This is a genomic window from Trinickia sp. HAY1-2D (assembly GCF_056754935.1).
The window spans coordinates 108,147-134,914 of the sequence record NZ_JBPGWX010000002.1 but is presented as its reverse complement, the minus strand read 5'-3'; the positions used below and the strand labels follow the sequence as shown (position 1 = coordinate 134,914).

25 protein-coding genes are annotated in these 26,768 nt (G+C 63.9%); 7 read left to right on the top strand and 18 right to left on the bottom strand.

The features are described 5' to 3' along the window. Window positions 1–79: 79 nt before the first annotated feature. The 6 genes from ACR9ZC_RS07505 to flhD form a co-directional block, all read right to left on the bottom strand. Window positions 80–613 carry a chemotaxis protein CheW gene (locus ACR9ZC_RS07505; RefSeq protein ID WP_481579841.1) on the bottom strand — a complete coding sequence of 178 codons (534 nt, stop codon included), beginning with the start codon at window positions 611–613 and terminating at the stop codon, window positions 80–82. Between the two features lie 23 nt (window positions 614–636). Continuing rightward, complete coding sequence (gene cheA / locus ACR9ZC_RS07500; protein WP_481579840.1) at window positions 637–2,814, bottom strand: chemotaxis protein CheA; 2,178 nt, start codon at window positions 2,812–2,814, stop codon at window positions 637–639. A gap of 80 nt (window positions 2,815–2,894) precedes the next feature. Beyond that, window positions 2,895–3,260, bottom strand: a complete 366-nt coding sequence (locus tag ACR9ZC_RS07495) for a response regulator (protein ID WP_481579839.1) — start codon at window positions 3,258–3,260, stop codon at window positions 2,895–2,897. A 63-nt stretch (window positions 3,261–3,323) separates the two neighbouring features. Next, on the bottom strand, window positions 3,324–4,322 hold the full coding sequence (gene motB, locus ACR9ZC_RS07490; protein ID WP_331570913.1) for a flagellar motor protein MotB: 999 nt from the start codon (window positions 4,320–4,322) through the stop codon (window positions 3,324–3,326). A gap of 31 nt (window positions 4,323–4,353) precedes the next feature. Next, window positions 4,354–5,214: a flagellar motor stator protein MotA gene (gene motA / locus ACR9ZC_RS07485; RefSeq protein WP_173256020.1), complete on the bottom strand. Its 861-nt coding sequence runs from the start codon at window positions 5,212–5,214 to the stop codon at window positions 4,354–4,356. 275 nt (window positions 5,215–5,489) lie between these two features. Further along, window positions 5,490–5,810, bottom strand: coding sequence for a flagellar transcriptional regulator FlhD (flhD, locus tag ACR9ZC_RS07480; protein WP_481582613.1), 321 nt, complete (start codon window positions 5,808–5,810; stop codon window positions 5,490–5,492). Window positions 5,811–6,357: 547 nt separating this feature from the next. Here flhD and ACR9ZC_RS07475 point away from each other — a divergent pair. Beyond that, a complete protein-coding gene (locus tag ACR9ZC_RS07475; protein ID WP_481579838.1) occupies window positions 6,358–7,425 on the top strand; it encodes a glycosyltransferase family 4 protein in 1,068 nt (355 codons plus the stop codon). Between the two features lie 274 nt (window positions 7,426–7,699). Here ACR9ZC_RS07475 and ACR9ZC_RS07470 read toward each other — a convergent pair whose 3' ends face one another. From ACR9ZC_RS07470 to ACR9ZC_RS07460, 3 genes are all read right to left on the bottom strand, one after another. Further along, window positions 7,700–7,999 carry an H-NS histone family protein gene (locus tag ACR9ZC_RS07470; RefSeq protein WP_481579837.1) on the bottom strand — a complete coding sequence of 100 codons (300 nt, stop codon included), beginning with the start codon at window positions 7,997–7,999 and terminating at the stop codon, window positions 7,700–7,702. A gap of 166 nt (window positions 8,000–8,165) precedes the next feature. Then, window positions 8,166–8,987: a Cof-type HAD-IIB family hydrolase gene (locus ACR9ZC_RS07465; protein WP_481579836.1), complete on the bottom strand. Its 822-nt coding sequence runs from the start codon at window positions 8,985–8,987 to the stop codon at window positions 8,166–8,168. Window positions 8,988–9,027: 40 nt separating this feature from the next. Next, complete coding sequence (locus ACR9ZC_RS07460) at window positions 9,028–9,924, bottom strand: glucosamine kinase nucleotide-binding domain-containing protein (protein ID WP_481579835.1); 897 nt, start codon at window positions 9,922–9,924, stop codon at window positions 9,028–9,030. Window positions 9,925–10,114: 190 nt separating this feature from the next. Here ACR9ZC_RS07460 and ACR9ZC_RS07455 point away from each other — a divergent pair, with 190 nt between their 5' ends. Beyond that, the gene (locus ACR9ZC_RS07455) at window positions 10,115–10,717 is read left to right on the top strand and encodes a DNA-3-methyladenine glycosylase I (protein ID WP_481579834.1); all 603 of its coding nucleotides are present in this window, start codon (window positions 10,115–10,117) and stop codon (window positions 10,715–10,717) included. 115 nt (window positions 10,718–10,832) lie between these two features. Continuing rightward, a complete protein-coding gene (locus ACR9ZC_RS07450) occupies window positions 10,833–11,261 on the top strand; it encodes a hypothetical protein (RefSeq protein ID WP_331570923.1) in 429 nt (142 codons plus the stop codon). 191 nt (window positions 11,262–11,452) lie between these two features. Here the strand turns inward: ACR9ZC_RS07450 and rpsU are convergent, their stop codons facing one another. After that, entirely contained in the window at window positions 11,453–11,665 is a 213-nt protein-coding gene (rpsU, locus tag ACR9ZC_RS07445) for a 30S ribosomal protein S21 (RefSeq protein WP_173256018.1), read from the bottom strand. 447 nt (window positions 11,666–12,112) lie between these two features. Between rpsU and ACR9ZC_RS07440 the strand changes: the two genes are divergently transcribed. The 4 genes from ACR9ZC_RS07440 to ACR9ZC_RS07425 all read left to right on the top strand — a co-directional run bounded on the left by ACR9ZC_RS07440 (window position 12,113) and on the right by ACR9ZC_RS07425 (window position 16,041). Beyond that, window positions 12,113–12,931, top strand: coding sequence for a flagellin domain-containing protein (locus ACR9ZC_RS07440; RefSeq protein WP_331570924.1), 819 nt, complete (start codon window positions 12,113–12,115; stop codon window positions 12,929–12,931). 236 nt (window positions 12,932–13,167) lie between these two features. Beyond that, on the top strand, window positions 13,168–14,586 hold the full coding sequence (fliD, locus tag ACR9ZC_RS07435; RefSeq protein ID WP_481579833.1) for a flagellar filament capping protein FliD: 1,419 nt from the start codon (window positions 13,168–13,170) through the stop codon (window positions 14,584–14,586). Window positions 14,587–14,617: 31 nt separating this feature from the next. Continuing rightward, complete coding sequence (gene fliT / locus ACR9ZC_RS07430) at window positions 14,618–14,917, top strand: flagellar protein FliT (RefSeq protein WP_331570928.1); 300 nt, start codon at window positions 14,618–14,620, stop codon at window positions 14,915–14,917. 263 nt (window positions 14,918–15,180) lie between these two features. Further along, on the top strand, window positions 15,181–16,041 hold the full coding sequence (locus ACR9ZC_RS07425; RefSeq protein WP_481579832.1) for a hypothetical protein: 861 nt from the start codon (window positions 15,181–15,183) through the stop codon (window positions 16,039–16,041). A gap of 59 nt (window positions 16,042–16,100) precedes the next feature. On the opposite strand, the gene ACR9ZC_RS07420 is transcribed toward ACR9ZC_RS07425, so the two are convergent. Genes ACR9ZC_RS07420 through ACR9ZC_RS07385 form a run of 8 tightly spaced genes read right to left on the bottom strand, consistent with a single transcriptional unit; the run spans window position 16,101 to window position 26,761 of the window. Continuing rightward, a complete protein-coding gene (locus tag ACR9ZC_RS07420) occupies window positions 16,101–18,113 on the bottom strand; it encodes an O-linked N-acetylglucosamine transferase, SPINDLY family protein (protein ID WP_481579831.1) in 2,013 nt (670 codons plus the stop codon). After that, window positions 18,110–20,443, bottom strand: a complete 2,334-nt coding sequence (locus tag ACR9ZC_RS07415; RefSeq protein ID WP_481579830.1) for a tetratricopeptide repeat protein — start codon at window positions 20,441–20,443, stop codon at window positions 18,110–18,112. The genes ACR9ZC_RS07420 and ACR9ZC_RS07415 overlap by 4 nt, the downstream gene beginning before the upstream one ends. Next, on the bottom strand, window positions 20,440–22,236 hold the full coding sequence (locus ACR9ZC_RS07410) for an O-linked N-acetylglucosamine transferase, SPINDLY family protein (protein WP_481579829.1): 1,797 nt from the start codon (window positions 22,234–22,236) through the stop codon (window positions 20,440–20,442). Before ACR9ZC_RS07410 ends, ACR9ZC_RS07415 begins: the two co-directional genes overlap by 4 nt. A gap of 4 nt (window positions 22,237–22,240) precedes the next feature. Then, complete coding sequence (locus ACR9ZC_RS07405) at window positions 22,241–22,924, bottom strand: glycosyltransferase family 2 protein (RefSeq protein ID WP_331570938.1); 684 nt, start codon at window positions 22,922–22,924, stop codon at window positions 22,241–22,243. Between the two features lie 39 nt (window positions 22,925–22,963). Next, on the bottom strand, window positions 22,964–23,683 hold the full coding sequence (locus tag ACR9ZC_RS07400; protein ID WP_481579828.1) for a WbqC family protein: 720 nt from the start codon (window positions 23,681–23,683) through the stop codon (window positions 22,964–22,966). Further along, window positions 23,680–24,789: a DegT/DnrJ/EryC1/StrS family aminotransferase gene (locus ACR9ZC_RS07395; protein ID WP_481579827.1), complete on the bottom strand. Its 1,110-nt coding sequence runs from the start codon at window positions 24,787–24,789 to the stop codon at window positions 23,680–23,682. Before ACR9ZC_RS07395 ends, ACR9ZC_RS07400 begins: the two co-directional genes overlap by 4 nt. Next, window positions 24,786–26,012, bottom strand: coding sequence for an aminotransferase class I/II-fold pyridoxal phosphate-dependent enzyme (locus tag ACR9ZC_RS07390; RefSeq protein WP_481579826.1), 1,227 nt, complete (start codon window positions 26,010–26,012; stop codon window positions 24,786–24,788). The genes ACR9ZC_RS07395 and ACR9ZC_RS07390 overlap by 4 nt, the downstream gene beginning before the upstream one ends. Then, on the bottom strand, window positions 26,009–26,761 hold the full coding sequence (locus ACR9ZC_RS07385) for a class I SAM-dependent methyltransferase (RefSeq protein ID WP_440559305.1): 753 nt from the start codon (window positions 26,759–26,761) through the stop codon (window positions 26,009–26,011). Before ACR9ZC_RS07385 ends, ACR9ZC_RS07390 begins: the two co-directional genes overlap by 4 nt. Between the last annotated feature and the right edge of the window lie 7 nt (window positions 26,762–26,768).

The following is a 26,768-nucleotide window of genomic DNA, read 5'->3' as shown; positions in this document are numbered from 1 at the left end:
CAAATCTCCGTTCTGGACCGCACGCGGGGCGGCGCGCCGGCATCGCGCGCCGGCGTCCGCACCGCACCGCTCGTCCGAATTACTGCCCCGAGAAAGACTCGATCAGCGCCATTTCCTTGCTGACCATCAACTTCTCGATGTCCATCAAGATCAGCATCCGGCCGTCGACGGTGCCGAGGCCCGTCAGATACTCGGCCGTCAGCGTCGCGCCGAACTCGGGCGCGGGCATGATCTGATCGGGGGTGAGCGTCAACACGTCTGACACGCCGTCCACGACCATGCCGACGACGCGATGCGCGACGTTCAGGATGATCACGACGGTCTGGTGGTCGTACTCCACGCGTCCGAGGTGAAACTTGATGCGCATGTCGACGATCGGCACGATGATGCCGCGCAGATTGACCACGCCCTTGATGAACTCGGGCGCATTCGCGATGCGCGTCACGCTGTCGTAGCCGCGGATTTCCTGCACCTTGAGGATGTCGATGCCGTACTCTTCCGCGCCGAGCGTGAAGACCAGGAACTCCTGGCCGGCCGCATCGGCTTGCTGCGCATCGCGGCGCCCACCTGCGACGAGCGCAGTGTTCGAATTAGTGGTTTGGACTTCTGCCACGTTAGCCCCCAAACGGTTGGGTATTACGAAAAGTTCAGAGCACCGTGCAGGGCACGGGACTCACGGTTCAGTGCTGCCACGTCGACGATCAGTGCGACGCTGCCGTCGCCGAGAATCGTCGCCGCCGAGATCCCGCGCACTTTGCGGTAATTGGTCTCGAGATTCTTCACGACCACCTGCTGCTGCCCGACGAGCTCGTCGATCAACATCGCAAAGCGGCGGCCTTCCGTCTGCATGATCGTGACGATGCCCTGCGTCGGTTCGGTGCGCGCGCCTTCCACCGAGAACACTTCGTGCAGCGCGACGAGCGGCAAATATTCGCCGCGCACGCGCACGACACGCTCGCCGTTGGCGACGGTGTAGATGTCCTCGGCTCTCGGTTGCAGCGACTCCATGACGAAATTCAGCGGCAGGATGAAGATTTCGCTGCCGACCTTCACCGACATCCCGTCCAGAATCGCCAGCGTCAGCGGCAGGACGATGCGCGTGGTCGTGCCCTTGCCCGCATGCGAGGTGATCTCGACATGGCCGCCCATCGCCTGAATGTTGCGTTTGACGACGTCCATGCCGACGCCGCGGCCCGATACGTCGGTCACCTGCTCCGCCGTCGAGAAGCCCGGCATGAAGATCAGGTTCCAGACCTCTTCGTCGGTCATCGATTCGCTGACCTGCATGCCCTGCTTCATCGCTTTGGCCAGAATCTTGTCGCGGCGCAGTCCCGCGCCGTCGTCGCTCACCTCGATGACGATGTTGCCGCCGTGATGCGCCGCCGAGAGAATCAGTTGGCCCATGCCGTCCTTGCCCGCCGCGCGTCGCGCTTCGACGGTTTCGATGCCGTGATCGAGGCTGTTGCGCACGAGGTGCGTCAGCGGATCGATGATGCGTTCGATGAGGCTCTTGTCGAGCTCGGTGGCTTGCCCGAACGTGACGAGCTCGACTTCCTTGCCCAGCTTCGCCGCCAGGTCGCGCACGAGACGCGGGAAGCGCGAGAACACGTAGTCCATCGGCATCATGCGAATCGACATCACGGCCTCTTGCAGATCGCGCGCGTTGCGCTCGAGCTGCGCCATGCCGTTGAAGAGCCGGTCGTGCAACGCCGGATCGAACGTACTCGTCGTCTCCGCCAGCATCGCCTGCGTGATGACGAGCTCGCCGACCAGGTTGATCAGCTGATCGACCTTCTCCACGCCGACGCGGATGGAGCTGCCCTCGCCCGCCGCGGCCGCGGCGGCCGGACGCGCTTTCTTTTCTTCCGCGGCATTCGATGCGGCGGCCGGTTCCGGCACATTCGCGGCCGGAGCCGGCGATTCGTTCTTCGGTTCCGCTTTCGGCTCGCTCGCGGAGTGCGCCTGTACGGCGGGCGCAGACACCGCGGGCGCGCTCGCCCGCGGAACCTGCACTGCGACGTCCGCCGGCGCGGGAGTACTGGCTTGCGTACCCTCGTCCGGCGCCGTCCCACGCGCGATCGTGATCTGGCTTTCGTCGATGACGAAGCAGCACACGGCCGTGATGTCGTCGGACGGGACATCCGTTTGAAGATAGACAACGAGATCGTTGTCCGTCTTCACCCGCCCGACGATGTTACCCAGGTTACCCAACTCTTCGGTCAGCAGCCCCTGGTCCTTCTCCCCCACCCCCCGTAGCGTAATTTTCAGGTGAGGTCCTGCATCGGTTGCGGCGTCCGGCGTACCGGCCGCGCCGCCATGCGTCGCTTCGACGGCTTGCGAGACGACATGCTCGGGCGCACCGCCCGCATTCGCGTTCACGTCGGCGCTCGCCTCGACGACCGGGGCTGCCGCCGGTGCTGCCTCATCGCCGCCTTTCAAGCGCTCGAGCTTCGCGCAGATCGTTGCCGCTGCCGCCGCGTCGGGCTCCTCGCTGGCGCGGTAGGCCGCAAGCTGATCGGCGAGCACGTCCTTCGTCTCGAGGAACGTATCGATCATGTCCTTGCGCAACGTCAATTCGTTGTTGCGTGCGCGATCGAGCAGCGATTCGAGAATGTGTGTCGTTTCGGTGAGCGCGGTGAACCCGAACGTCGCCGCGCCGCCTTTGATCGAATGGGCCGCGCGGAAGATGGCCGCCAGGTCCTCGGGATCCGGCGTGCCGACGTCGAGGTTCAACAGCAGCTGCTCCATCTGTGCGAGCAGCTCATCGGCCTCGTCGAAGAACGTCTGATAAAACTGTGTGATGTCGAGTGTCATGCTGAGTCACCGCAAAGAATCTGTGCCTTCTTATCCGCGAGCTACGCGTGTATCCGTTCGTGCCCTATCCGCCGCTCGCGTCACGCGTGCAGCGCCGCGATCAGGTCGGTCAGCGTGTCGAGATCGAGCGGCTTGGCAATCCAACCCGTCGCCCCCGCCGCGCGCGCCGCATCCTTGAACGCATCGCCATCCTCCGTCGTCAACACGAAGATCGGCGTCGCCTCGTAGCTTCGTTCCAGACGCAGCGCCGCGATGACATCGAGACCGCTGCGCTTGGGCATGTACTGGTCCGTCAAGACGAGATCGAACGGCTGCGCGAGCGCGCTCGCGAGGCCTTCGTCGCCATCGGATGCGACCGTGACCCGATAGCCCGCCGCTCGCAGCGTCGCGGCGAGAATCTCGCGCATCGCGGCCGAATCGTCGATCGCCAGAATGTCCTTGATCATGAATGCCTCATTGCCCTTCGTCACCGCGCCGAACCGCATCGGCGAATCGTGCGCCTGCCGCTTTCATTGCTTGCTGCCCGAGCCGGCCGCCGGCGCAATGGCCGGCCCCGGCGCAATTTTGTCCGCGAGCGGGTTCGCGCCCGCGGCGTCGTTCGACAACGTCGTCGACGTGGAATCGTCGCGCGTCATCGCCTCCTCCGATTTCCGGTTGAGCACGATGATGCTGATGCGGCGATTCTCCGGATTCAATGGATCCGCCTTGTCGAGGTTTTGCGTCGAAGCAAGGCCGAGCACGCGCAACACCTTGCCCTCGTCCATGCCGCCCGCGATCAGCTCGCGGCGCGATGCGTTCGCGCGGTCCGCCGACAACTCCCAATTGCTATAGCCCGTGCCGTTGCCGGCGTACGGCACGGCGTCGGTATGTCCCTGCACGACGATCCGATTCGGCACGTCGTTCAGCGTCTTGCCGATCGCGCGCAGGATGTCGCGCATGTACGGCTCGACGTCATCGCTCGCCGTTGCGAACATCGGCCGCTTTTGGGTATCGACGATCTCGATGCGCAAGCCCTGCAGCGTCGAATCGATACGGATCTGCTGGCGGAACTGACGCAGCACCGGATTCGCCTCGATGGCCGCCATCAGCTTGACCTGCAGGTCGTGCAAGCGGGCCTGCTCGCGTCGCTCGAGCGCGCCGGACAGTGCATCGAGCGCGTCCTCCGCGGCCCTGGACGTATGCGCCCCCTTCTGGCTCGCGCCGTCGGTCTGCCGCGTGACGCCGGCCATATCCGTCGAAATGTCGCGTCCGCCGCCCTTGAGGATGCTCGAAGCGTCGGCGCTGCGATCGCCCCCGAACAGCGCCGCCTTCAGCGGCTGGCTGAAATACTCGGCAATGCCCTTCAACTGGACGGGCGTCACAGCGCTCAGCAGCCACATCAGCAGGAAGAAAGCCATCATCGCGGTCATGAAGTCCGCATAGGCGAGCTTCCACGCGCCGCCGTGGTGCCCCTTCTTTGCGGGCGCCACGCGCTTGACGACGATTGCCTTGTCCTTAGGCTTGCTCATTGCGCATTCATCCTCGCTTCATCCGGCCCGTTCACTTCGCCTTCACGCGGCGCACGTGTTCCTCGAGCTCCGTGAACGACGGACGCTCGGTCGAGAACAACACCTTGCGGCCGAATTCGACGGCAATCGCCGGCGCGTAGCCGTTCAGGCTCGCGAGAATCGTGACCTTGATGCACTGGAACATCTTGGTGGACTCAGCCACACGCTGTTCGGCGAGGCTGGAAAGCGGACCGATCAATCCGTACGAAAGCAAAATGCCGAGGAACGTGCCCACGAGGGCCTTCGCGATCATCGCGCCGAGCACCGCGGGCGGCTGGTCGGCCGAGGCCATCGTATGAACGACGCCCATCACGGCCGCGACGATGCCGAAAGCCGGCATTGCATCGCCCACACGCATGAGCGCGTGCGCGGGACCTTCGCCTTCGGCGTGGTGCGTCTCGATCTCCTCGTCCATGAGACTTTCGATCTCGAACGCGTTCATGTTGCCGCCGACCATGAGCCGCAGATAGTCCGTCAGGAACTCGACGATGTGCTTGTCGGCGAGAATCCTCGGGTATTGGGTAAAGATCGGGCTTTTTTCGGGATCGTCGATGTCGGCCTCGAGCGTCAGCGTCCCTTCCTTACGCGCCTTTGCAAGCAAAACGTAAAGCAGGGCCATCAGCTCCATGTAGACCTCTTTCGTATACTTCGAGCCTTTGAAGAGCGTCGGCAAAAGCCGGAAAGTCGCCTTGATCGTCTTCAATCCGTTGCCCAGGATGAACGCGCCCAAGCCCGCGCCGGCGATCATCAGGATCTCGACAGGCTGCACGAGCGCGCCCAGATGGCCGCCCGCCAACGCGTAGCCGCCGAAAACGGACAGCACGGTCACGAGTGTTCCAACGAAAATCAGCACTGCCGGGTCCTCATAGTGGTCAGCGGACAGACCGCCGTTAGTCAGGTTTACGGCAGGCAAACCGAAACTTTGAGGACGAGAGCAAACGGTTACGTGCCGTGCAAACCCGGAGAGGGAGGGTTGCCGCCCCGTTTGCGCCGGTGGCAGGGCGCGAACAGGCGTTTCAGGGGCGCTTCAGGGGTGTTTCAGGGGCGAGGGCGCGCCCAGTTCGATCAGCTCGACGGCCAGCATGATTTCCTACACTTCGAGCACGACGCTCTTGATTGCCATAACGGCTAGCCGATCGTCTCGGCCGGCTGGCCCGCCATCAGGATCGCCGCATGGGTATGGCCGAGCGCCCCTGCGCGGCCCTTGTCCGCCAGCGACGAGAGCAGTGCGTGGTCGTCGAAGCGAAAGCGGCAGAGCAGTTGGTTCGACGCCGCGAGCTTGATGGTCTGAGCAAATGAAAGGTTCGCGAGCACATCGGCAAGCTGGCCCGTGAGGCCCATGCGGAACATCCCCATCGCCCGGTCCTCGCGCAGCAGACGTTGGGCAAGCAACAGATACGACAGGTTGATCTCCTTGATCTCGCTGAGCATTTCGCTGGTGGCGCTCATCATTTCCCCCGAGTCGTTCAAATGGTCTTTCGTGCGGAAACGTTTGCCCGGCGACGCACAATCCGCCCGGCGTAAACAGGTCGTTCTGGTCTTTGGCCGAATTGTGTCGAAATGTAAAAGCAGTGGAAATCGGAAGAAGCCCGGCTAGTGCCGTCGGAAATGTCTATTAAGCGTGTCGGAATTCTTCCTACAGAGCGCATCGACTGCGTTCTTGGGGCTTCGTGCGAAGGTCGGGGGAAGGATGCGTGGCCGAAAACCGCGGCGGAAATGGGCGGATGCTTTTACGGCCGATGGCGCGGGGATTATAGGAAGAATAGCTATCGAGCCGCAACAAATGCCGGTAGCAGAAACGGAATGCGCTGACTTTACCGAATATTTACCGAATCCGCATTTTGACGGAGCCTCTTGCTGTTTCGGGCTGTAACAAGGCTTAAAGGTTTGAAAATACGCTAATAAGGGGCGCGGCGTCTCCCGATAATGGCTACCAAGGCACTCATGCGGCGCGGCAACACTGTCGCGCCGACTTTTTGACGAAGGAGGTTGACGCATGCGTATCGCCCAAATCGCGCCGCTTTACGAGGCCGTCCCGCCGAAGTTCTATGGTGGTACCGAGCGCGTCGTGTCGTATCTGACGGAAGCCCTCGTCGAACTCGGCCATGATGTGACGTTGTTCGCAAGCGGGGACTCGGTCACGTCCGCCACGCTCGAAGCGGCTTGGCCACGGGCGCTGCGGCTCGACCCGTCGATCCGCGATCCGTTCGCGCCGCATGTGTTGCTGCTCGAGCAGGTGCGCCGCGTGGCGGCCGATTTCGACGTGCTGCACTTTCACCTCGACTATCTGCCGTTCTCGCTCTTCGCGGATGCCGAAACACCGTCGGTCACGACGTTGCACGGGCGACTCGATCTGCCCGAGCTGCAACCGGTCTTCAATACGTTCACCGATTCACCCGTCATTTCGATCTCGGAGTCGCAGCGCATTCCGCTGCCGCAGGCGCGGTGGCTCGGCAACGTCTATCATGGCCTGCCCGAAAAGCTGTTGACGCCTCAGCCCCATTGCGAACCGGAGTATCTGGCGTTCCTCGGGCGGATCTGCCCTGAAAAGCGCGTCGATACGGCTATCCGGATCGCGGCCATGAGCGGGCTGCCGCTGAAGATCGCGGCAAAAGTCGACAAGGCAGACCAGGACTATTTCAAGAGCGAGATCGAACCGCTGCTGAGCCACGCGAATGTGGAATTCATCGGCGAAATCGATGAAACGCGCAAGCCGGAGTTCCTGTCGCGCGCGAAGGCGCTTTTGTTCCCGATCGATTGGTGCGAGCCGTTCGGCCTCGTAATGATCGAAGCGATGGCGTGCGGCACGCCCGTGATCGCATTCAATCGCGGCTCGGTTCCCGAAGTCATCGACCATGCAGTCACGGGCTATATCGTCGAAGACGTTCAAGGCGCAGTCGCGGCGCTGCAGCGGCTCGACGAACTGTCGCGCGAGGAAATCCGTGCTCAATTCGAAAGACGGTTCACCGCTCAGGCCATGGCGCGCGAATATGTCGAGCGCTATACCGCATTGATCGAGCAGCGCGCGCGTCGCCCAATACTGCGCAGCGTGGTGGCAGGATAAACGGCGGACGATGGTAAGGCAGGCGTCGGGCGAATGCGCGCAGCTTCACAGCGAATTCGAATGCCCCGGGGCCTGCCATCGATGCGCTCTTGTAAGAACCTGTAATGGAAGTTCTGAACGACCATTGCGGCAACCCGGTGGGACTTCGACGCACCGGGTATTTTTATCGTCTGCAGCAACGCATTCAACGCATGTCGCCGGAATCGGACGCACACCGCATAAACGCCGAATGGCGTTGTATTGCGTCCGCCATAACGGCAGCGTTTCGAATCGTTTATTGATCGAGAACGAAGCGGTTGCGATTTTTGCCGGCGATCCATTTCGGCGGTTTGCCACGCCCGCTCCAGGTGGCGCCGGACTTCGGGTCGCGGTACTTCGGCGGCAAGGGAGTCTTCTTCGGCGGACGGCCGCGGCGCGCACCTTGCGGGAAGCCGAGGTCGGTCGCCGATAACCCGAACTCCGCAATCTTTTGCCGAATGTCCGCGATTACAGTGGCGAGTTCAGCACGCCTCGCCTCGTCCGCCTGTGCCTGCAGCTTCGCAATCTGCGCCTTCAGTTCCGCGTATTGGGACATCGTGGTCTCCCTTAAAAATTCATTTGTTCCGAGGTTAGACGGAAGTCACTGAGCTGGCAATGCTCCATTCACCTGGGTATACCAGGTAATCGTATGATAATTCTTAAATCCGGTTACACCGTCGGTAAAGCCACATTGGCGATCAAATAGTCGCGCATAGCGCACGTCAAACTGTCAATTCCCCACCAATCGGAAAAAGTTTGCACAAATGGCGTGCGACGCCCGCTTCGAAGTTGTTGCCGATACGCGGGACGTGAGGAAGGCGGGCCATGAGATCGGGGTTTGCATTATTCATCATGAACGGGTAACCGGCCGTCTCCAGCAAATCGATGTCATTCATATTGTCGCCGAATGCGACGCACGCTGACGCTTGTGCGCCGAGACGCTCGAGCGCATGCAGCAGCCCGCGGCCTTTCGAAACGGAAGGCGCCATGACTTCGAGGCAATCCGGCAGGGAATACGTCACATATAGCGATGCACCGAATTCGCGCTCGAGGTTGGCCGCCACTTCCGCGAGATCGCTGGGCTCGCCAATGTAGAGCACTTTGGCGATTTCGCTGCCGTCATGTTCGCGGACATCGATGATTTCATATCGGAAGCCGGAATCCTGATGTAAAGCGAGCAAATGCGGGGCATCGCGGTCGATGAGCCATGCCTCGTCGGCGAACAGATTGACGATGACGCGGCCGTGCTTACCCACGATATCGGGCCGCACGAGCCTGCGCACGATATCGCCGGGGAGATTCCGGGCATGAATGACAGTATCGTCCGGTGCATGCACGCGTGCACCGTTCGACGTCACTAGAAAAGGTTTGATGCCGAGCACTTCGCGAATGCCCGCAACGTCGCAATAATGCCGGCCCGTGGCAATCACGAAATGCACGCCGCTTTCGGACAACCGACGCACCGTGGCGATCGTAAACGGATCGAGCTGATGCTCGCTATTGAGCAAGGTGCCGTCGAGATCGGTGGCGATGACTTGGTACATGATGGGATGAGAGCGGCAGGCAGAGCCAACGGCCGTCATTCTAGCGCTGCTCGGCCTGCCGTGCGGCGCGCTGCGCAAGCTGCACCGCGCCATGCGCGGAATCGGCGGCCGGCGGCGCGAGTCTCGCGCGATGCGCTACCGGTACATAGTCGGCCAGCGAAGCGCCGAGGCCGCCGCAGAGCGCGACGGGCAAACGCCCGCCGGCATCGAGTGCGTCGATGAGCTGGGCGATGTCCGCGCCGGCCTGCCGCAGCAATCTCGCGGCAATGGGATGCGATCGATGCGCGAGGACCGTGGGCGCGAGCGCCGCATAAGCGGGTTGAGTGGCCCCGCAACACCAGATGACGAGGCTCGCCCGGTCGGTTGCTCCCGTTCGAACGAGCAATTCCTCCGAAAACGCATCGGGCACGACGCGGCCGTCGAGCGCCTGCTGAGCATGGGCGATCGCGCGCAGGCCGAGCCAGGCACCGCTCGCTTCATCGCCCGACGGAAAACCGTAGCCCCCCGCGGTCCGGCAATGGCCGTTCTCGTCGAGAGCAGCCGCGATGCTGCCCGTGCCCAGCGCCACGATGACGCCCGGCGAGCCGCCGTGCGCGCCCAGCAGTGTCGTGTACGCATCGCTTTGCACCGCCAGCGCCGCCAACCCGGGCGCCTTCGCCACGAACGCAGCGAGCCATTCGGGGTTATTGGCCCCGGCAAGCCCGCACCCGAGCGCGCACTCGCGCCAGTCGAGCGTGAGCGCGACACTAGCGAAGGCTTGCGCCACGGCAGCCTCGATGGCCTGCCAGGCCGGCTCGATACCCAGCCCGAGACCCGACGCCGCGCCCGTGCCCTGCGCGAGCTCGACGCCCTGCGCATCGGCCACCACGACACGCGTGCCGGTACCGCCGCCATCGATGCCGACGCAATACCGTACTGTTTTCGATCGATCCGTCATATTTGCCTTTAGCTCAGTCGCGCGTAACGATTCGTTCGAGAGGGTATCCGCAACCGGGCGCCACGCCAATTGGCTGGATGGCCGAGTGCTCAACGCTCGGGGAGCCGTTCACGATTGTCGTCGTTCCGCTATGCTTCGTACGCGAACGAAAGCGTGTGCGTCGTGCGTCATTTTCGAGGGCAATAAATCAATGGATCAGCGCTGCAACTGGGTCAAAACGCCGGCAGACGAGCACTATCACGACACCGAATGGGGCGTGCCGTCGCGCGACGACCGCCACCTCTTCGAAATGCTCGTGCTGGAGGGCGCGCAAGCCGGACTCTCCTGGTCGACGATTCTCAACAAGCGCGACGGATATCGTCGCGCGTTTGCCGATTTCGATGCCGAAGCCGTCGCGCGCTTCACGCCTCAAAAGATCGAAGCGTTGCTGACGGACACCGGCATCGTGCGCAATCGCGCCAAGATCGAAGCCGCCGTGGTCAATGCGCAAGCCGTGCTGAAGATCCGCGAAGAGCACGGCTCGCTCGCGAACTTCGTCTGGGCGTTCGTGAACGGGGAGCCCGTACAGAACGACTGGGCCACCTACAAGGAACATGCGCCGGCCTCGACTCCCGCGTCCGATGCACTGAGCCGCGCCCTGAAGGGCTACGGATGCAAATTCGTCGGCTCGACCATCTGCTACGCGTTCATGCAGGCGGTCGGCATGGTCAACGATCATCAATCGAATTGCGCGTGGCGCGAGCGATGTGCGGCGCTCGCCAAGCCCAAGCGCGCGAAGGCACGGCGGGCATGACGCGGTTCGCACGCCCGCAGGGACTACCCCGAATTGGCTCCAGTTCGCGTCGATGCGGCCGTTATCCGTATTGAACACACCCACGCGCCGCCTGAACGAAGCGGGCCCTCGAACGATGAAAAACCTGCATTTCCTGACGCACCAGGACCTTTTCGATCGCGCTGTCGATCATCTTTTCGATCAAGGCCATGCCGCATTGTTACCGCGTGGCGGCGGCGCTTACCGCGGCTATCGCGGCGGTTGCCCAGTCGGCAGTCTGATCGCGCCGCGCGATTACCTGACGGCGATGGAGGGGGTGCCGGTGCGGTATATCGGCTTTCCGCCGAACCGGGTGCCGGCCTATATGGATGCCGGCGTTGCCGCACTCAAACGCGCGCTGCTGCGCTCACGCGTCAACGTCTTCGATCCCGGCACCGTCGATCTGCTGAGCTGCCTGCAAAACGTTCACGATGCGTTCGGCACATGGGAATGGCGCGAACGGCTCGGATCGATTGCCCGCCAATTCCGGTTATCGACCGCGCGGCTCGAAAAATACGCCGCTTGAGGAAAGCGGCGCGGCGTCCACGGCAACGCCGCGAAGGCGGCTCCTGAACACCAAACGCAAACGGCGGCGTGCTTCGAAAGCACCGCCGCCGTTCGGCGCGACCTGTCCGGCCGTGCCCTACGCGTCAAGCTCCTGCCCACTCCAGCTCGCCGCACGCCCTGGCGGCAGCGAGGCCAGATCTAATCCGGTACTCAGTGGAGCTTCTTCGGCAACATCTGGCTGCGCAGGCGCTTGTGCAAGCGCTTCACTGCGGCAGCCTTCTTGCGCTTGCGAACCGCCGTCGGCTTTTCGTAGCACTGACGCTCGCGCAGCTCGGCGATCAGGCCATTCTTTTCGATCGCGCGACGAAAGCGTCGGATCGCTACTTCGAACGGCTCGTTTTCCTTCAAAACAATGGTGGTCATGTCACTTCCAAGGTTACGGTCAAATGCGTGGCGGCAGGGGCTCACGCGCGGCTCGCCCCTCATTGGAGGCCAGCGGCGATGTTATTTGGACCGGCGATGATAACAGGTAAACGCCCCGCTGCCTAGTTTTTGTGACGGCCGCACCCGCTGTTTCGCTCCGTCGGGCGCACGCAACCGGCGCTGAGCACGCCCGAAAACCGGGGCACGGAGTCGTAAAACCACGCCTTCGCCGGCTGCCGGCGCAAACGTTGCACGAGCCGCCGAGCCCCGCCGCACGGGGCTCAGAGACAAACCGCGCCGCATTCGTCGGTGAATTTCCCAATCGCTCCCTAAAGTTTCGCTCGCGCCTCGCCGACAACCAGGACAGGCGGGCAGCGCCATTCGCGAAAGCGCGACGCCGAACCCCGTACGGCCTAGTTCCTGGACGTTTTCCACACGAGGAAAGAAATGCTCAACATCAACACCAACATCCTGTCGCTCTCGACGCAATCGAACCTGTCGGGTTCGCAAAGCGCGCTGTCGACGGCTATCAACCGCCTGTCCTCGGGCAAGCGGATCAACACCGCTGCCGATGACGCCGCGGGTCTCGCCATCGCCACGACGCAAACCGCAACGATCAACGCGCTGAACCAAGGCGTGATGAACGCGAACAACGGTATCTCGATGGTGCAAACCGCTTCGGGCGCCATCTCGTCGACCGTTGCCAACCTGCAGCGTATCCGCCAGCTCGCAGTCGAATCGGGCGACGGCTCGCTCGGCACGGCCGCCCAAGCGAACCTGCAAACCGAAGTCTCCACGCGTTTGACTGAAATCAACCGCGTCGAAACGCAAACGACGTTCAACGGCCAAAGCGTGCTCGGCGGCCTGGGCAGCGTGAACTTCCAAGTCGGCGCCAGCGCCAACCAGACGATCACGGCGAACTTCGGCACGACGACCTGGAACACCACGGGTCTTGGCGTTTCGGCTGTCGACATCTCGTCGACCTCGGGCGCGCAAAACGCGATCACGGCAATCGACGCTGCTCTGGCGCAAGTGAACAACTTCCAAGCAACGCTCGGTGCAACGCAGAACACGTTCCAGGCTGCAGTCTCGAACTCGCAAACGACGTCGACGAACATGTCGGCCGCCCGTTCGCAAATCGAAGACGCCGACTTCGCGCAAGAAACGGCCAACCTGTCGAAGGCGCAAGTGCTGCAGCAAGCCGGTATCTCGGTGCTCGCACAAGCGAACTCGCTGCCGCAGCAAGTGCTCAAGCTCCTCCAGTAAGACTCGCATCTCGCATGACGGACGGCGCGCCGTCTGGCACGTCGTCTGTCATGCAGCCAGGCTGCGGTACGCGAAAGGTATATTGCGCACCGCAGCCTGGCCGGCAACATCGCAGTACAAGCGAAGCGTACGCGGGAGGCATGCCTCCCGTTGCGCATTGCTGATCGACCGGAATAACGACCGCACGAGCGGCACAGCGACGCGGACTGTCACGGCAGCGCCGCACGGAGCCTGGAATGACGACAGCATCTTCGACGACCTCTTCGACCAACAGTCTGCTACAGCAGGCCGCACAGTCCATTCTGAGCGGCGCGACGAAATCGACACTCGACGTCAACTCGCTCGTCTCCGCGCTCGTCACCGCCAAGACAGCGGGCCAAGCCGCTGCGATCAGCACTGCGCAAAGCACCGACAACACGACGCTGTCGGCGCTGGGCACGATGAAGTCCTCGCTCTCCGCACTGCAATCGGCGCTCGCCGGCCTGTCCGACGGCACCGCATTCACTGCCCTCACCGCGACGATGGGCGGCACGGGTGTCACAGCGAGCACGACGACGGGCGCCGTCGCGGGCAGCTATTCGATCAACGTGCAGCAGCTTGCACAGGCCAATCAGATTTCGTCGGCGGCCTATGCGAGCAATGCGACGCTCGGCACCGGTACGGTGACGGTCGGCGTGGGCGCGAAGTCGATGTCGGTCACGCTCGATTCGACGAACAATACGCTGTCCGGTCTCGCTTCGGCGATCAACAGCGCCTCCACCAATCCGGGCGTGACCGCTTCGGTCGTCACAGCGGCCGACGGCCAGCATCTCGTACTCACGTCGACGACCACGGGCGCGGCCAATACGGTAACGATCAGCGGCGGCGCCGGCGTGGACGCCGGCCTCCAAACGGCAAGCTTCACGCAGGTCACGGCCGCGCAGGACGCGAAGCTGACCATCAGCGGCAGCACCGTCACGAGCGCGACCAATACCGTGACGGGTGCGCTCACGGGCGTCACGCTGCAGCTCGCATCCACCGCGGTCGGTACCACGCAGACGCTCAGTGTGGCGACGAACAACAACACGATCCAGCAGACCATCACGAACTTCGCGGCGGCGTATAACTCGTGGATCACGAATGAACAGTCGCTGTCTTCGTTCAACACGAGCACGTCGACGGCGGGGCCGCTGCTGGGTGACGCCATGCTCAATTCGGTCGTCAACGGCCTGGCCTCGATCGTCAGCAACGGTGTCACGTCCAACGGTACGACCTACAGCCTTGCGCAGATTGGCCTCGATCTACAGGACAACGGGACGATCGTCGTCAACAGCGCCACGCTGTCGTCTGCGCTCGCCTCGAGCCCCGCTTCGGTTCAGGCGCTTTTTAACGGAACCAACGGCATCGGGCAGCAGCTCAATTCGTTCGTCAACGCGTACACCGAGTCGACCACCGGCCAGATCGATCAACGCACCGCGACGATCACTTCCGATCTGACCAGCCTGACCGATCAGCAAACGGCGCTGACCGACTATCAAAACACGCTGGCCGCGCAGTACAACGCACAGTTCACCGCGCTCAACACGCTGATGACGCAGATGGCGAACAACACGTCGTACCTCAATCAGCTGTTCGGCGGCAACGGCAGTGCCGGCACGCTGAACAAGTCGGCCTGATGCAGTCCCATCCGAGCAGGAGTGAGCCAGCATGTCGAATGAAACCTTGACGCGCGCCTATGAGTTGACGCGCACGCTCGTCGCCGCGCTCGATGCCGGTGACTATTGCGGCGCCGCGGACCTTGCCGACGAACGCTCGCCGCTTCTGATGTCGCTGGGGCGCGAGCAGTCCGACACGGGGCTCGCCATGATCCGCGAGATCCTGGCGATGAACGCGGCCATCATGGACAAGGCGGCCGCCGCCCGCAATGCGATCTCGTCGCGGTACAACGATGCGCAACGGCGCGTCGCGGCCGCGGGTCAATACCTCGCCACCGAACAGTTGCGCTGATGCGCGTTGGCCGCCTGCAGCGCGGCAATATCGAACGAAGAAGAACAACCGCGTGAAACAGGCGCGGTGCGTCACTCTCGAAGCCGCGGCAACGCGGCTTTTTTTATTGGCTCGGCCGTTTCATCGGGACGAACTGAAGCTGAATCTCCGCTCATTTCCACCAATCGAGCGAAACCACGTGCCGCTTAAAATATCGTCTGGGTCCCGCGAGCGTGAAGGCTGCGCGGCTCGCTAGCGGCAAACACTGAACCGGAACCGAGGCCATGATCGAATCGCCGTCTACTGCACGCGGCGCCCGGTCTGTCGAAATCCGACAGATCTACTATTCCGAGCAAACGCGGCTGCAGCTCGACCCGGGCTTCATTGCCCTCGACAACTGCGGGCACCGCCCCGACTGGCGCGAGTATTGGCCCATGCGGACCTACCTGCTCGGGCATTCGCTCGACGAAGGCACGCTTTACGGCTTTTTCTCGCCGAAGTTCCGACAGAAGACGACGCTCGACTCCGCGACTGTCAGCGCATTCATCGAAGCCGCCCCCGCCGACGTCGACGTCATTGGCTTTTCACCGTTCTTCGACCAGGGTGCCGCTCATCTGAACGTCTTCGAGCAGGCCGCGACGAACCACCCGGGTATCTGGCCGATCTTCGAGGCTGTCATGAAGGTCGTCGCGCCCGGAATCGATCCGCACACGTTGCCGATGGACTCGCGCCACAGCATCTTCTGCAATTATTTCGTCGCGAAGCCGGCGTTCTGGCGCATGTGGCTCGGTGTCACCGAGCCCCTGTTCGCCATCGCCGAAGCAGGCACGAGCGAGCTCGCGCGACTGTTGAATGCACCGATCGCCTACGGCCCGGGCGCCGCGCCGTCGAAAGTGTTCATCATCGAGCGCATCGTCGCACTCGTGCTCGCCGCCGATCCGCGCTGGCGGGTCCACCACTTCGATCCGCTGCGCCTGCCGATGTCTGTCTCGATCGTGCGAGGCTATCCAGCCGATCTGCTCGTGCTCGATGCCCTCAAGACCGCGGCCATCGAAACGCGCCGCGCGCATTACCTCGACATGTTCCATCAGATCCGTGCGACGCTCTTGCAAAACGCGCGCAAAGCCGCGGGCATGCAGGCATAAGCAGGCTCGTCCGGCCGCCCGCCCGCCCCGCTCCTCCGCAGTCCACTACAGCAGTTGCGTCACCGCGCTTGCAGGTGCGCTTGCCACATCGCGGCAAACGCGCCTTCCAGCGAACGAGCAAAGCGTTTTGCATCGCACAGCGACGAGCCCAGCATCCGCTCGCGCAATCCCGCGGCAAGCGCGCTCAACGATGCGCGCTCGCGCATGAACGCTACGGCCTTCTCGACGTATTGCGCGTCGTCCGACGCAATCCAATCGCCCAGCTCGACGCTCTGCAGGACGCTTTCGCAAAGATGGCCGAGAAAGCGATCGGCGCGGCGGCACAGCACGGGGACGCCCATCCAGAGGCTTTCGGCGGTCGTCGTGCCGCCCGGATAGGGGAAAGGACTCAGCGTGATGTCGACGCGGCCATAGGCCGCGAGATAGTGCGCGCGCGGCGAAGCGCCTTCCATGACCAGTCGCGAGCGCTCGATGCCGAGCGCGGATAAGCGCGCGGACAAGCGTTCGCGCTGCACTTCGTCGCCAAGCTGCTGCGCCTTCACGAAAAGCCTGGCCTCGGGTACCGAGCGAAGAATCCGCGCCCACACCGAGAGCACTTGATCGTTCAATTTGACGAGGTCGCCGAAATAACCGAAGGTCGGCGCGCGCTCGGTAGCCGGCGCGCTCGCTTGTCGCTCCGCGTGCAAGGCCGCGTCGGCTTCGGCCGTCGCATCGGGCGGCGTAAAGCATAGATATCCGTGCGGCAACCGCCATGCGCGTTCGACGAAGTGATCGGCCTCGTCGGGCGGCAGCACCCATCGATCGCCGAGAACATAATCGATGGCGTCCAGCCCGGTCGACGCGAAGTAGGCGATCCAGCTCGTTTGCACCGGCGCCGGTTTCCACGCGAAAACCGGCAGCCGGTTGCAGTCGGTATGGCCCGACAAATCGACGAGCACATGAATGCCGTCATCGCGAATCGTTCGGGCAGCCGATTCGTCATCGAGATCCACGATGCTGCGCCATGCCGCGAAACGCGGCTTGATCCGCGCGCTCAGCGCATCTTCATGGGGCCGCGTGACATACGCATAGAGCTGCACACGCTGCGGGTCCAGATGCGCCACGACGTTCTCGATGAAGAATCCGACCGGATGGACGCGCAAATCAGCCGAAACGAAGCCAATGCGCAACGGCGCGCCGTCCGTCGCATCGGCACGCCAATCGGTATAGGGCGACACTTGCGCGCGCATGAGTTCGCCATAGCGGCGCGCCTCCTCGAGATAGGCCGCCACGCTCACGCCTTGCGCGAAGCTCAGCGTGAAAAGCAGATTGCTCCAGGCTTCGTGCCACGCGGGCCGCAACGTCAACGCATGCCGGAAACAAGCGACGGCTTCTTCGTGCCGGCCCGCCTCCCGGCACACGATGCCGAGATTGAGCGGTACCTGCGCTTCGTGCGGCATCAGCCGTGCCGCAGCGCGATAGGATCGTGCGGCCTCATCGAGCTTGCCCTGCGTCTTCAGCGCATTGCCGAGATTGTTGTGGGCCTCGCCGAACGACGGATTGAGCGCAATCGCCTGTCGGCAATGTTCGGCCGCGAGCGTCGCCTCGCCGAGTTCGCGCAGCACGTTGCCGAGATTGCAGTGCGCCTCGGCAAACGAGCGGTTCAGCGCGACGGCGGCGCGAAAACTGGCCGCAGCGGCAGCCGGCAGCCGCATCCGATGCAATACGTTGCCCAGATTGTTGTGCGCCCGAAAGCTCGACGCATCGAGCTCGATGGCCTGCCGATGGCATTCGGCCGCCGCGGCGAGCTTGCCCCATCCGAACAGCGCACAACCGAGATTGTCGAAGAACGAGGCTTGCGGACTGATTTCGATGGCGCGTCCGATCAGATCGAAGGCATCGGCAAACCGCTGCTGCTGCATGGCGACGACGCCCGATAGATGCAGCGCGTCCGCGTGACGCGGCACGAGCGCCAGCGCGCGCTGATAGGCGGCGAGCGCGGCATCGAGATGGCCCGCGCGATGCAGGGCCAGCCCTTCGTCGATGAACTGGGCCACAGCCAGCGCCGGCTGCGCCACCGTTGCGGTCGTCATTGCGTCAGCTCCAGGGGGCGACTCACGCGTGCCTGCCACATCTGTTCGAAGGCCGTCGCCAGATGGCCTGCGAAACGCTCGGCGTCCGCGAGCGGCGAACGTTCGACGCGCTCGCGCAAGCTCGCGCGCAATCGATCGAGCGCCGGCAAGTCGCGGGCGAAAGCGATCGCGCGCGCCAGGTAGTCTTCATCGTCGGCGGCAATCCATTCGTCGAGTCCCACCGTGCGCACCACCATCTCACCGAGGTGCGCGAGAAAGCGGTCGCCGCGCCGGGCCAGCACCGGCACGCCCATCCAGAGTCCTTCGACGCTCGTCGTGCCGCCCGGATATGGAAACGGATCGAGCGCGATATCGACGTGACGATAGGCGTCGAAATAAGCCTCGCGCGATGACGGCCCCTCGAGCACGAGCCGATCGGCCGGGACGCCGTGGGCCGCAAAGCGCGCGATCGTCTCGCCGCGGATGACGGCCTCGCTCAGTTGGTGATTCTTCAGCATCAGGCGCGCGTCGGGTATCGCGCGCAGCAGTCGCGACCACAGTGCAACGACGCCGTCGTTCAGCTTCTTGTGGTTGTTGAAGCAACCGAAGGTGATGTAGCCGTTGGTCAGCGCCGGCAGCGGCGCGACCGGCACACGGAGGTCGGGCAGCGTGAAGCAGAGATAGCAGTCGGGCAATCGCCAGATTTGCTCGACATATTGCGAGGCCTCGTCGGGCGGAACCACGTGGGGATCGGCCAGCACGTAGTCGATTTCAGCAAGACCCGTCGTCGCGAAGTAACCGAGCCAGCTCACCTGCAAGGGTGCCGGCCGCCATGCGAAGATCGGCAGCCGGTTGCGGCCGGTATGGCCCGACAGATCGACGAGGATATCGATGCCTTCCTCGTGAATCGCCCGCGCGAGCGCCGCGTCGCCCGTGTCGGCAACGTGGTGCCAGGCCGCGAAACGCGGCTTGATGCGTGCCGTGAGTTCGTCGTTTTGCAGACCGTTCGAATAGGCGATCGGCTCGATACGCGAGCGATCGAGACGGCTCAGCACGCATTCGAAAAAGTAGCCGACCGGATGTTTTCTGAAATCGGCCGACACGAATCCGACTCTCAGCGCTCGCGCGCCGCCGCGTGCCGCGTCGAGCACGGGCCAATGCCGGTAGGGTTTGGCCCTCGCCGCCATCCGCTCGCCGAAGTATCGCGCATCGGCCAGGTGAGTGTCGGCCGACCATTCGGTGACGTACGATTGCCCGAACAGCACGCAGGTGTGCGATTCACCGAAATCGGGATCGAGTGCTCGCGCCGCGCGATAGCACTCGAGCGCCGCGTCGAACTGGCTCAGATCGGCGAGGATCGCGCCGAGATTGTTGTGGAACGAAGGTGTATCGCCGCGCAGCTCGATCGCACGCCGGGCGCAAACGACCGCTCGCGTCGGGATGCCCTGACGCCGCAATGCATTGGCGAGGTTGTGCCAGGCATCCGGGAAGTCGGGATCGAGCGCGATGGCCTGCTCGTAGACGGGAATGGCCTCGCCAACGCGGCCGGCCGCGTTGAGCGTGTTGCCCAGCGTATTGCACGCGTGCGCCGATTGCGGCTCGAGCGCGACGACGCACCGATAGTGTTCGATCGCCGCGTCCACCTCGCCGCGAAAAAACGCCAGCCCGCCGAGGCCGTCGTGCGCCGCGGCCATTTGCGGGGCCAGCGCGACCGCGCTGCGGTAGCTCGCCGCCGCGGCATCGAGATCGCCTTGCGCCTTGCGCACGTGCCCCAGGTTCAGATGGGCTTCGACGAAGCCCGGGTTGGCGGCGATCGCCTTGCCGTAGCTGAGAGCCGCCGCCTCGAGCTCGCCCAGATCTTTCAATGCATTGGCGAGATTGTTATAGGCCTGCGCATAGCCCGGATGCAGTTCGAGCGCACGGGCGCACTGCTCGAGCGCGGCCTTCGCATCGCCGCTTTCGCGCAATACGTTCCCGAGGTTGCTGTACGCCTCCGCATAATCCGCCTTGAGCGCGATCGCACTGCGGTAAGCATGAACGGCCTCGTCGCGAGCACCCGATTCCCGCAGCATGTTGCCGAGGTTGTTGTAATAGATCGCATTCGGATGAAGGGCGATCGATTCGCGAATCAATGCGAGCCCGGGCTCATGCTGCTTGATCTGACATGCAAGCAGGCCCATGAAATGCAATGCATCGGCATGCCGCGGATCAACCGCGAGAATGCGCGAATAGAGCGTCTGGGCTTCGCCGAGCCTGCCAGCCTGATGATGGCCGAGCGCCTCGTTCAACAAGGCGCCGAGCGTCGGCAGCTCGCCCGTGCGGTGCGGCAACGTTGCCTGGCGTTTCTTCATCGCATGGACCCGGAATGCTTCTCGATGTCGGCGACACGCTCGCGCCACATACCCTCGAGCGCCGCTTCGAGATGCCGGGCGAAACGCGAAGCGTCCACGAGCGGCGACGCGATGAGCGCATCGCGCAAACCGTCGCGCAGCATCGCAAGGCGCAGCGGCTCGTTCGCGAACGCCACGGCTTTTTCGACGTAGTCATCGTCGTCGTCGGCAATCCAGTCTTCGAGGCCGGCCGAGTGCAGCATGCTCGCGCAAATGCTCGAGAGGAACCGATCGCCTCGGCGACACAACACCGGCACGCCCATCCACAGACCTTCGACACTGGTCGTTCCGCCGGGATACGGGAACGGACTCAACGCGATGTCGACGTTGCGGTACGCGGCGAAGTACTCGGCGCGCGGTGATCGGCCTTCGAGAATCAGGCGGCGTGCATCGATGCCGCGCGCAGCGAAGCGGGCAAACGTCGCCTCGCGCGTTTCGCGCACATCGAGTTGCTTGGCCTTCAGAAAAAGGCGCGAGCCCGGGACCGCGTGAAGGATGCGCGCCCATACGTCGACCACGCCATCGTTCATCTTCATCAGATGGTTGAAGCAGCCAAAGGTGACGTGCCGGCGCGTGAGCATCGGCAATGCGCCGACTTCCACGTCTTCGGCCGGCGGCGTGAAGCACAAATAACTGTCGGGCAGCCGCCAGAGGCGTTCGACGTACTGATCCTCGGCGCCGGCCGGAAGCACGTGCGGGTCGCCGAGCAGATAGTCGACGGCCGCCACGCCGGTGCTCGCGAAATAGCCGAGCCAGCTGACCTGGCAGGGCGCCGGTCGCCAGGCGAACAGCGAGAGGCGGTTGAAATTCATATGCCCCGACATATCGACGAGGATGTCGATGCGGTCGTTTCGGATACGCTCCGCGGCGGCTTCGTCCGTCATTCCCGCGATCGGCGTCCACTGCGCGAAACGCGGCTTGATGCGCGCGCTCAGTGCGTCTTCGAACCGGCGCGTCGGGTAGGCGATGAGCTCGATGCGCCGCGGATCGATATGCGCGAGCAGGCTCTCGAGAAAGTGCCCCGTCGGGTGCACCTTGAGATCGCCCGAGATAAAGCCGACGCGCAATGGTCCACTGCGCCCGGGACTGAGCGAGAGAGGCCAATCGTGCCACGGCTGGGCCCGCTCGGCCGCCACACGACCGAATTCACGCGCCTCGCGCATGTACTCGGCCGCATCGAAACGCTCGCGATAACTGAGGATAAACAACAGATTGCTGCGTGCCTCGAGCAACTCGGGCTGCAGGCGAATCGCGATGCGGTAGTGTTCGATCGCCGCTTCGAGCTCGCCCATATCGACGAGCACGTTCGCGAGGTTGTTATGGGCTTCGGCGTAATCGGGCTTCAGCGCAATGAGCGTCTCGAAGCACTGCGCGGATTCTGCCAGCTTGCCCTGATCGCGCAGCAGATTGCCGAGGTTGTTGTGTGCCGGCACATAGTCCGGGCGCAGCACGATGGCACGGCGAAAGCTTTCGATGGCGGCTGCGTGCATGCCACGCGCCGTCAACGCATTGCCGAGGTTGCCGTAATAGATCTCGCTCTCGCGATGGCTGAGCGCAGCCATGATGAGTTCGGTCGACGCGGTGTAATCGCCCTGATGATAGGCAACGAGACCCAGCAGATGCAGTGCGTCGGCATGCCTGGGATCGACGGCGAGTATCTGGCGGTACACGGCTGCCGCCTCGGCTAGCCGCCCGGCTTGCTGAAGTGCAAGCCCCGTTTCGATCGGCGGCGCGGACAAAGCTTCGGTCGCCATTGCCTCACTCGCCGTATTTGCGCAAATAGCGCTCGTAAGCCTCGCGCCAGGCGGGCTTGCCATAGGCGCCGCCGCTTTCATGCACCACGCTGATCGGCCAAGTGCCCATCGTCATGCCTTTGAGCTCGGCCTGACGGCAAAAATCGAGGTCGTAGAAATGAAAATCGAACTGCTCGTCGAAACGCAGCCCGCTCGCGACGAGCCGCTCGCTGTCCGCGGCGAGCAGAAGCCCGTCGAGCAGCTTGCAGGCCTGGCCCGACGGGCCGAACTGCGAAACGATATCGCAGGGGAAACCTTTGCCGTGCCCAACCGTGCCGCTCAGGAACTCCGGCTTGTCCCACTTGAGATCGGGCGAGAACGCCCACGACGGCTGTCGCGGCATGCGCCGCGTGTTGCCCGCCAGACCGACGATATCGAAGCGTTCGAGTGCCTCCCGTATGCGCTCGGCCCAGAAGAAGTCGCACAGCGATATGTCATCGTGGATGAACACGAGCACGGCCGGATGCTCTTTCGCGTGCTCGATCGCGCGGTTGTAGATCGTCGAAAGACCCGTCGTGTTGTTGTCGAACAGCAGCAACTGCTGCACGGGGGGATGATCGTAGAGCTTGAGCGATCGGGCGAGCGCCGTGTTTTCGACGAACTGCGCTTCGGAGTATCGGGTGCCACATACAAGGCGGATCGGCTTCATCGGAATCGGGAGAGTGTCGGTTAAGGCCATACGGCGCGTTTACGCCGCTTCGAGCGTCAGATTGCTGCGCAGCGCAGCGGCGACGCGCTCGGGCGCATTCCAGAGCAGGACGTCGACGATCGACAGATGCGGTTCGTAGCGAAACGGCGCGGGATCGTAGGCGAATTCGGCCACATCGGCGAATTCGAGCGCGACGCCGATGCGCGCAAACGCGGCAGGTTCGAAAAGCGCGCGGCCGCCGGCCGGATTGACATAGCCGGTCGCACCGAGCGCGTTGCAAACGAACGGCGCCCAGTCGCCCGCCTCCATCTCGTCGGGGAACTCGAGGCCGAGCTGCGAGCAGATCCGATACGAAAACGGAATGCCGAGATAGTCGCAAACGGTGCGCAAGCTGCTCACGTTGAGCGCGCAAAGCGAATCGTCGGCCGCGCCGGCAAACGCCGCGCGCACGAGTTCGCTCACGCGCGCATGGAACGGCGCATGCCGGCGAAACGCGGTGAGTTTGCCGAGGATGCTCGCCTGCGCGCCGGCCGGATCAAGCAGGCGCGCCTCATGCGTGCGAATCGAGATCGAGCTGTTCGCGAGCGGCACGTTCAGGTATTGCCATCCTTGCTTCGGATGCAAGATGCGATTTCGGTTCATCCACGTCTTCGGCGTGTACTGCGTCACGTCGAAGACGATCCATTCGTCGACGGCCGCGATCAACGCGAAATGACCGAAGTACGGAAAGAAGTACGGTTGCATGATGCCGAGCTTCACGCGGCCACTCCTTCATGCGTCGCACCGGCGGCGAGTGCCGCGCCGATTGCCTCGCACACGCGGCCCACGGCAGCGATATCGACATGCGCGCCGATCGGCAACCGCAACCACGACGACGCAATGCCGCGCGCCTCGATATCGTGGCTTGCGAGTGCCGCGATCAACGCATCGCGCGAGAGGCCCGCCGCGTCCTCGTCGAACGCGCAGACCACCGTTTGATGATTCGATGCGTCGACGCCGGACGGTACGACGAGGCGGACGCCGGCCAGACCGCCGAGGCCGGCGCGGTAGGCCTCGAAGCTGGCGCGGTTGCGCTCGCGATTGGCGTCGAAATCGTCGAGCGACATCAGGCCGAGCGCGGCCTGCGCTTCGGACATGCGTCCGTTGGATGTCTTGACCACCGACACGGGGCGGCCCGCGCCGTAGCTGCTGCGAATGTTGCGCAGGCGTGCGGCGAGCTCGTCGTCATCCGTGGCCACGCAGGCGCCGCCGCCGGCATTCACGATATCGGCGGCATCGAACGAAAACACTTCGAGGGCACCGCCTTGACCGGCCCGCCGACCCGCCACCGTGATGCCGAACCCTTCCGACGAATCGAACATCAGCGGGAGATCGTGCGCACGCGCAAGCGAGGCAAGTGCCGCGGCATCGCACGCGCCGCCCCACAAGTTCGCGCCCACGATCGCGCCGACGCCTCCCGCACGGCCCACCCGCTTGGCACAGGCGTTCACATCGAGCTGACCGCTCGAGGCGTCGGGCTCGACACTGAGCGTCGATAGGCCGCACCAGTTCAACGCATGCGTCAACGCGCTCGTGCAAACGCGTGGGACCAGCACGGGCGAAGCCATGCCGAGCGCCTCGCCGGCCATCATGAGCCCGATCGTGACGTTGGTCACGCATACGACGTGACGCGCGGCGAGCCGCGACTGCAAGCGCTCTTCGAAAGCGCGTGCGAGCGGTCCCTGGTTCGTGTAATAGCGCCGCTCGAAGATGTCGCGCATGGCCGCTTCGAAGCGGTCCCGGGACGGCATGTTGTGCTGGCCGAGCCGCAGCGGTGCCGCGAACGCGGGCGTCGCGGAGCCTTTGTTGTCCAACGCGCTGTTCATCGCATGGCCCTTCGCGCGGCATCCGCGCCGAGAATGGGCTGCGCGTGCGCCCGCATGAAGGCGAGCAAATCGACTACGGCATCGATGTCGTCGAGCGTGACGAACTCGCCGCACGGCAGGAGCATGAACCGCTCGGCGAGTCGATCCGTCACCGGCAGCACGGCCGGCACATACGGATAGGCCATCGGCTTGCTGTGCAGCGGCGGGGCATAGTAGGCACGCGCAAGCACGTTCTCCGCATTGAGGATCTCGATCGTCAGCGCGCGCGGGAGCGGCCAGTCATCGAGCAACTCGACGACGATGTTCTTGTAGCTCGTCGGCTGCGATTCGTCAAAGGCGACGAGCCGGATGCCGGCCACGCCCGAGAGCGCGCGCCGATACCGCGCATAGCGGCTGCGATTGCGCTCGACCTGAGCGTCGAGCTCGTCGAGGTTGGCAAGCGCCATGGCGGCATGGACGTCGCTCAATCGCGCATCGAGCGCGCCAGGCGCGACGAGACCACCGTCGCGCAGCGCCACGAGCCGATCGGCGAGCGCCTCGTTATCGGTCGTGACGTATCCGCCTTCGAAGCCGTTGACGAGCTTGCTCGCGTGAAGCGAAAAGCATTCCGCGTCGCCGAATGCGCCGACCTTGCGCGAGACGCCCCGCCCGTCGGTACAACGCTCGTAGACCGACTCGACGCCGTCGAACAGCAACGGCAGGCCGCTGTCCGCCGCCAGCTCGACGAGTCCGCTCGCATCGCAGCAGTTGACGATCGGATGAACGGCGAGCAGCAGTGCCGTGTCGGTGCCGATGCAAGCGGCCGCCGTCTCGGCACTGATCGCGAGCGTGGCCGGATCGACCTCGCAAAAGCGCGGTACGAGCCGCGTCCAGGCGACGACATCGGCCATCCGCCGATAGGTCAGCGAAGGCATCACGACTTCGCGCCGCCCGGGGCGCGCGAGTTCGACGATCGACGTGGCCAACGCCCAAAAACCGCTGCAGAACGTGACGCAGCGCGCGACTTCATGAAACTGGGCAAGGCGCGTTTCGAGATGGGCGGCGACGACGCCCGGGCCGCCGGACGCATTGCCGGGCGCGTCGAACATCGGCCGCGCATAGTCGAGAAAACGCTCGATCGACGGCTGAACGAGATTCGACGTCGACTTCGGCACGGCAAAGCGTTTGCGCCCGCCGAAGAGCGCGAGATCGACGAGCCCGGATTGCTCGTGGCGTGCGTTCATCTCGCCTTCCCTGCCACACCGTTCGCGGTCGCGCCACGTCGGCGCAGCAACACGTCGTAGCGATAGTGAACCGAGAAGAATCCGCCCGGCATCGTCGAGAAGCTTGCCTCCCAACCGGCGGCGGCCGCCATGTCGGCGAACGCTTCGCGGGTGCGCCAGAGTCCGATTTGCGCCTGATGATCGTCGAGTTCGCCCGGCAGCGGCTCACGCGGTGCATAAAAGGCGGCGGCGCGGGCGCGATCGGGCAGGTTGCCGATGAAGACCGATTCGACGTTGACGAAGCGCGTGTTCAGCAGCGCGAGCGTCGCGCGCGCATCCTCATCGGAAAAGTAGGCGAAGCTGCCGTAGCAGAGCACCTTCGTGAAGCGTTCCGGTGTGGCTTCGGCGCGCAGATATTGCGCGGCGCCATCGGCGAAAAAGCTCACGCGCGGCGCTTGCGCGAAGTGCTGGTTGGCGATTTCGATCAGATACGGCGAAAGATCGACGCCGACGAGCGCGGCACAACCCTCGACGAGCCGATGCGACAGCGCACCGTTGCCGCACGCGAGATCGAGCACGACGTCGGCCGGCGTCAGCGACAGTTGCTGCTTGATCTCCTCGACGATCAGATCGATCTGCTCGTCCGGTACAGGCTTGCCGTGCACCGTTCGTTTGACCTGTGCCCAGAAAGCATCGGGCGGGCAGGTGCGCGCATGCGCATCGTAATCGACGGTGGGATAGTCGCGCTCGGTGGCGTTGGCGTTTGACATGATCGAT

Coding starts and splice junctions, on each gene's coding strand:
- cheA (WP_481579840.1), bottom strand. CDS start 2,814: ATGACACTCGACATCACACAGTTTTATCAGACGTTCTTCGACGAGGCC.
- ACR9ZC_RS07495 (WP_481579839.1), bottom strand. CDS start 3,260: ATGATCAAGGACATTCTGGCGATCGACGATTCGGCCGCGATGCGCGAG.
- motB (WP_331570913.1), bottom strand. CDS start 4,322: ATGAGCAAGCCTAAGGACAAGGCAATCGTCGTCAAGCGCGTGGCGCCC.
- flhD (WP_481582613.1), bottom strand. CDS start 5,810: ATGAGCGCCACCAGCGAAATGCTCAGCGAGATCAAGGAGATCAACCTG.
- ACR9ZC_RS07475 (WP_481579838.1), top strand. CDS start 6,358: ATGCGTATCGCCCAAATCGCGCCGCTTTACGAGGCCGTCCCGCCGAAG.
- ACR9ZC_RS07470 (WP_481579837.1), bottom strand. CDS start 7,999: ATGTCCCAATACGCGGAACTGAAGGCGCAGATTGCGAAGCTGCAGGCA.
- ACR9ZC_RS07465 (WP_481579836.1), bottom strand. CDS start 8,987: ATGTACCAAGTCATCGCCACCGATCTCGACGGCACCTTGCTCAATAGC.
- ACR9ZC_RS07460 (WP_481579835.1), bottom strand. CDS start 9,924: ATGACGGATCGATCGAAAACAGTACGGTATTGCGTCGGCATCGATGGC.
- ACR9ZC_RS07455 (WP_481579834.1), top strand. CDS start 10,115: ATGGATCAGCGCTGCAACTGGGTCAAAACGCCGGCAGACGAGCACTAT.
- ACR9ZC_RS07450 (WP_331570923.1), top strand. CDS start 10,833: ATGAAAAACCTGCATTTCCTGACGCACCAGGACCTTTTCGATCGCGCT.
- rpsU (WP_173256018.1), bottom strand. CDS start 11,665: ATGACCACCATTGTTTTGAAGGAAAACGAGCCGTTCGAAGTAGCGATC.
- ACR9ZC_RS07440 (WP_331570924.1), top strand. CDS start 12,113: ATGCTCAACATCAACACCAACATCCTGTCGCTCTCGACGCAATCGAAC.
- fliD (WP_481579833.1), top strand. CDS start 13,168: ATGACGACAGCATCTTCGACGACCTCTTCGACCAACAGTCTGCTACAG.
- fliT (WP_331570928.1), top strand. CDS start 14,618: ATGTCGAATGAAACCTTGACGCGCGCCTATGAGTTGACGCGCACGCTC.
- ACR9ZC_RS07425 (WP_481579832.1), top strand. CDS start 15,181: ATGATCGAATCGCCGTCTACTGCACGCGGCGCCCGGTCTGTCGAAATC.
- ACR9ZC_RS07420 (WP_481579831.1), bottom strand. CDS start 18,113: ATGACGACCGCAACGGTGGCGCAGCCGGCGCTGGCTGTGGCCCAGTTC.
- ACR9ZC_RS07415 (WP_481579830.1), bottom strand. CDS start 20,443: ATGAAGAAACGCCAGGCAACGTTGCCGCACCGCACGGGCGAGCTGCCG.
- ACR9ZC_RS07410 (WP_481579829.1), bottom strand. CDS start 22,236: ATGGCGACCGAAGCTTTGTCCGCGCCGCCGATCGAAACGGGGCTTGCA.
- ACR9ZC_RS07405 (WP_331570938.1), bottom strand. CDS start 22,924: ATGAAGCCGATCCGCCTTGTATGTGGCACCCGATACTCCGAAGCGCAG.
- ACR9ZC_RS07395 (WP_481579827.1), bottom strand. CDS start 24,789: ATGAACAGCGCGTTGGACAACAAAGGCTCCGCGACGCCCGCGTTCGCG.
- ACR9ZC_RS07390 (WP_481579826.1), bottom strand. CDS start 26,012: ATGAACGCACGCCACGAGCAATCCGGGCTCGTCGATCTCGCGCTCTTC.
- ACR9ZC_RS07385 (WP_440559305.1), bottom strand. CDS start 26,761: ATGTCAAACGCCAACGCCACCGAGCGCGACTATCCCACCGTCGATTAC.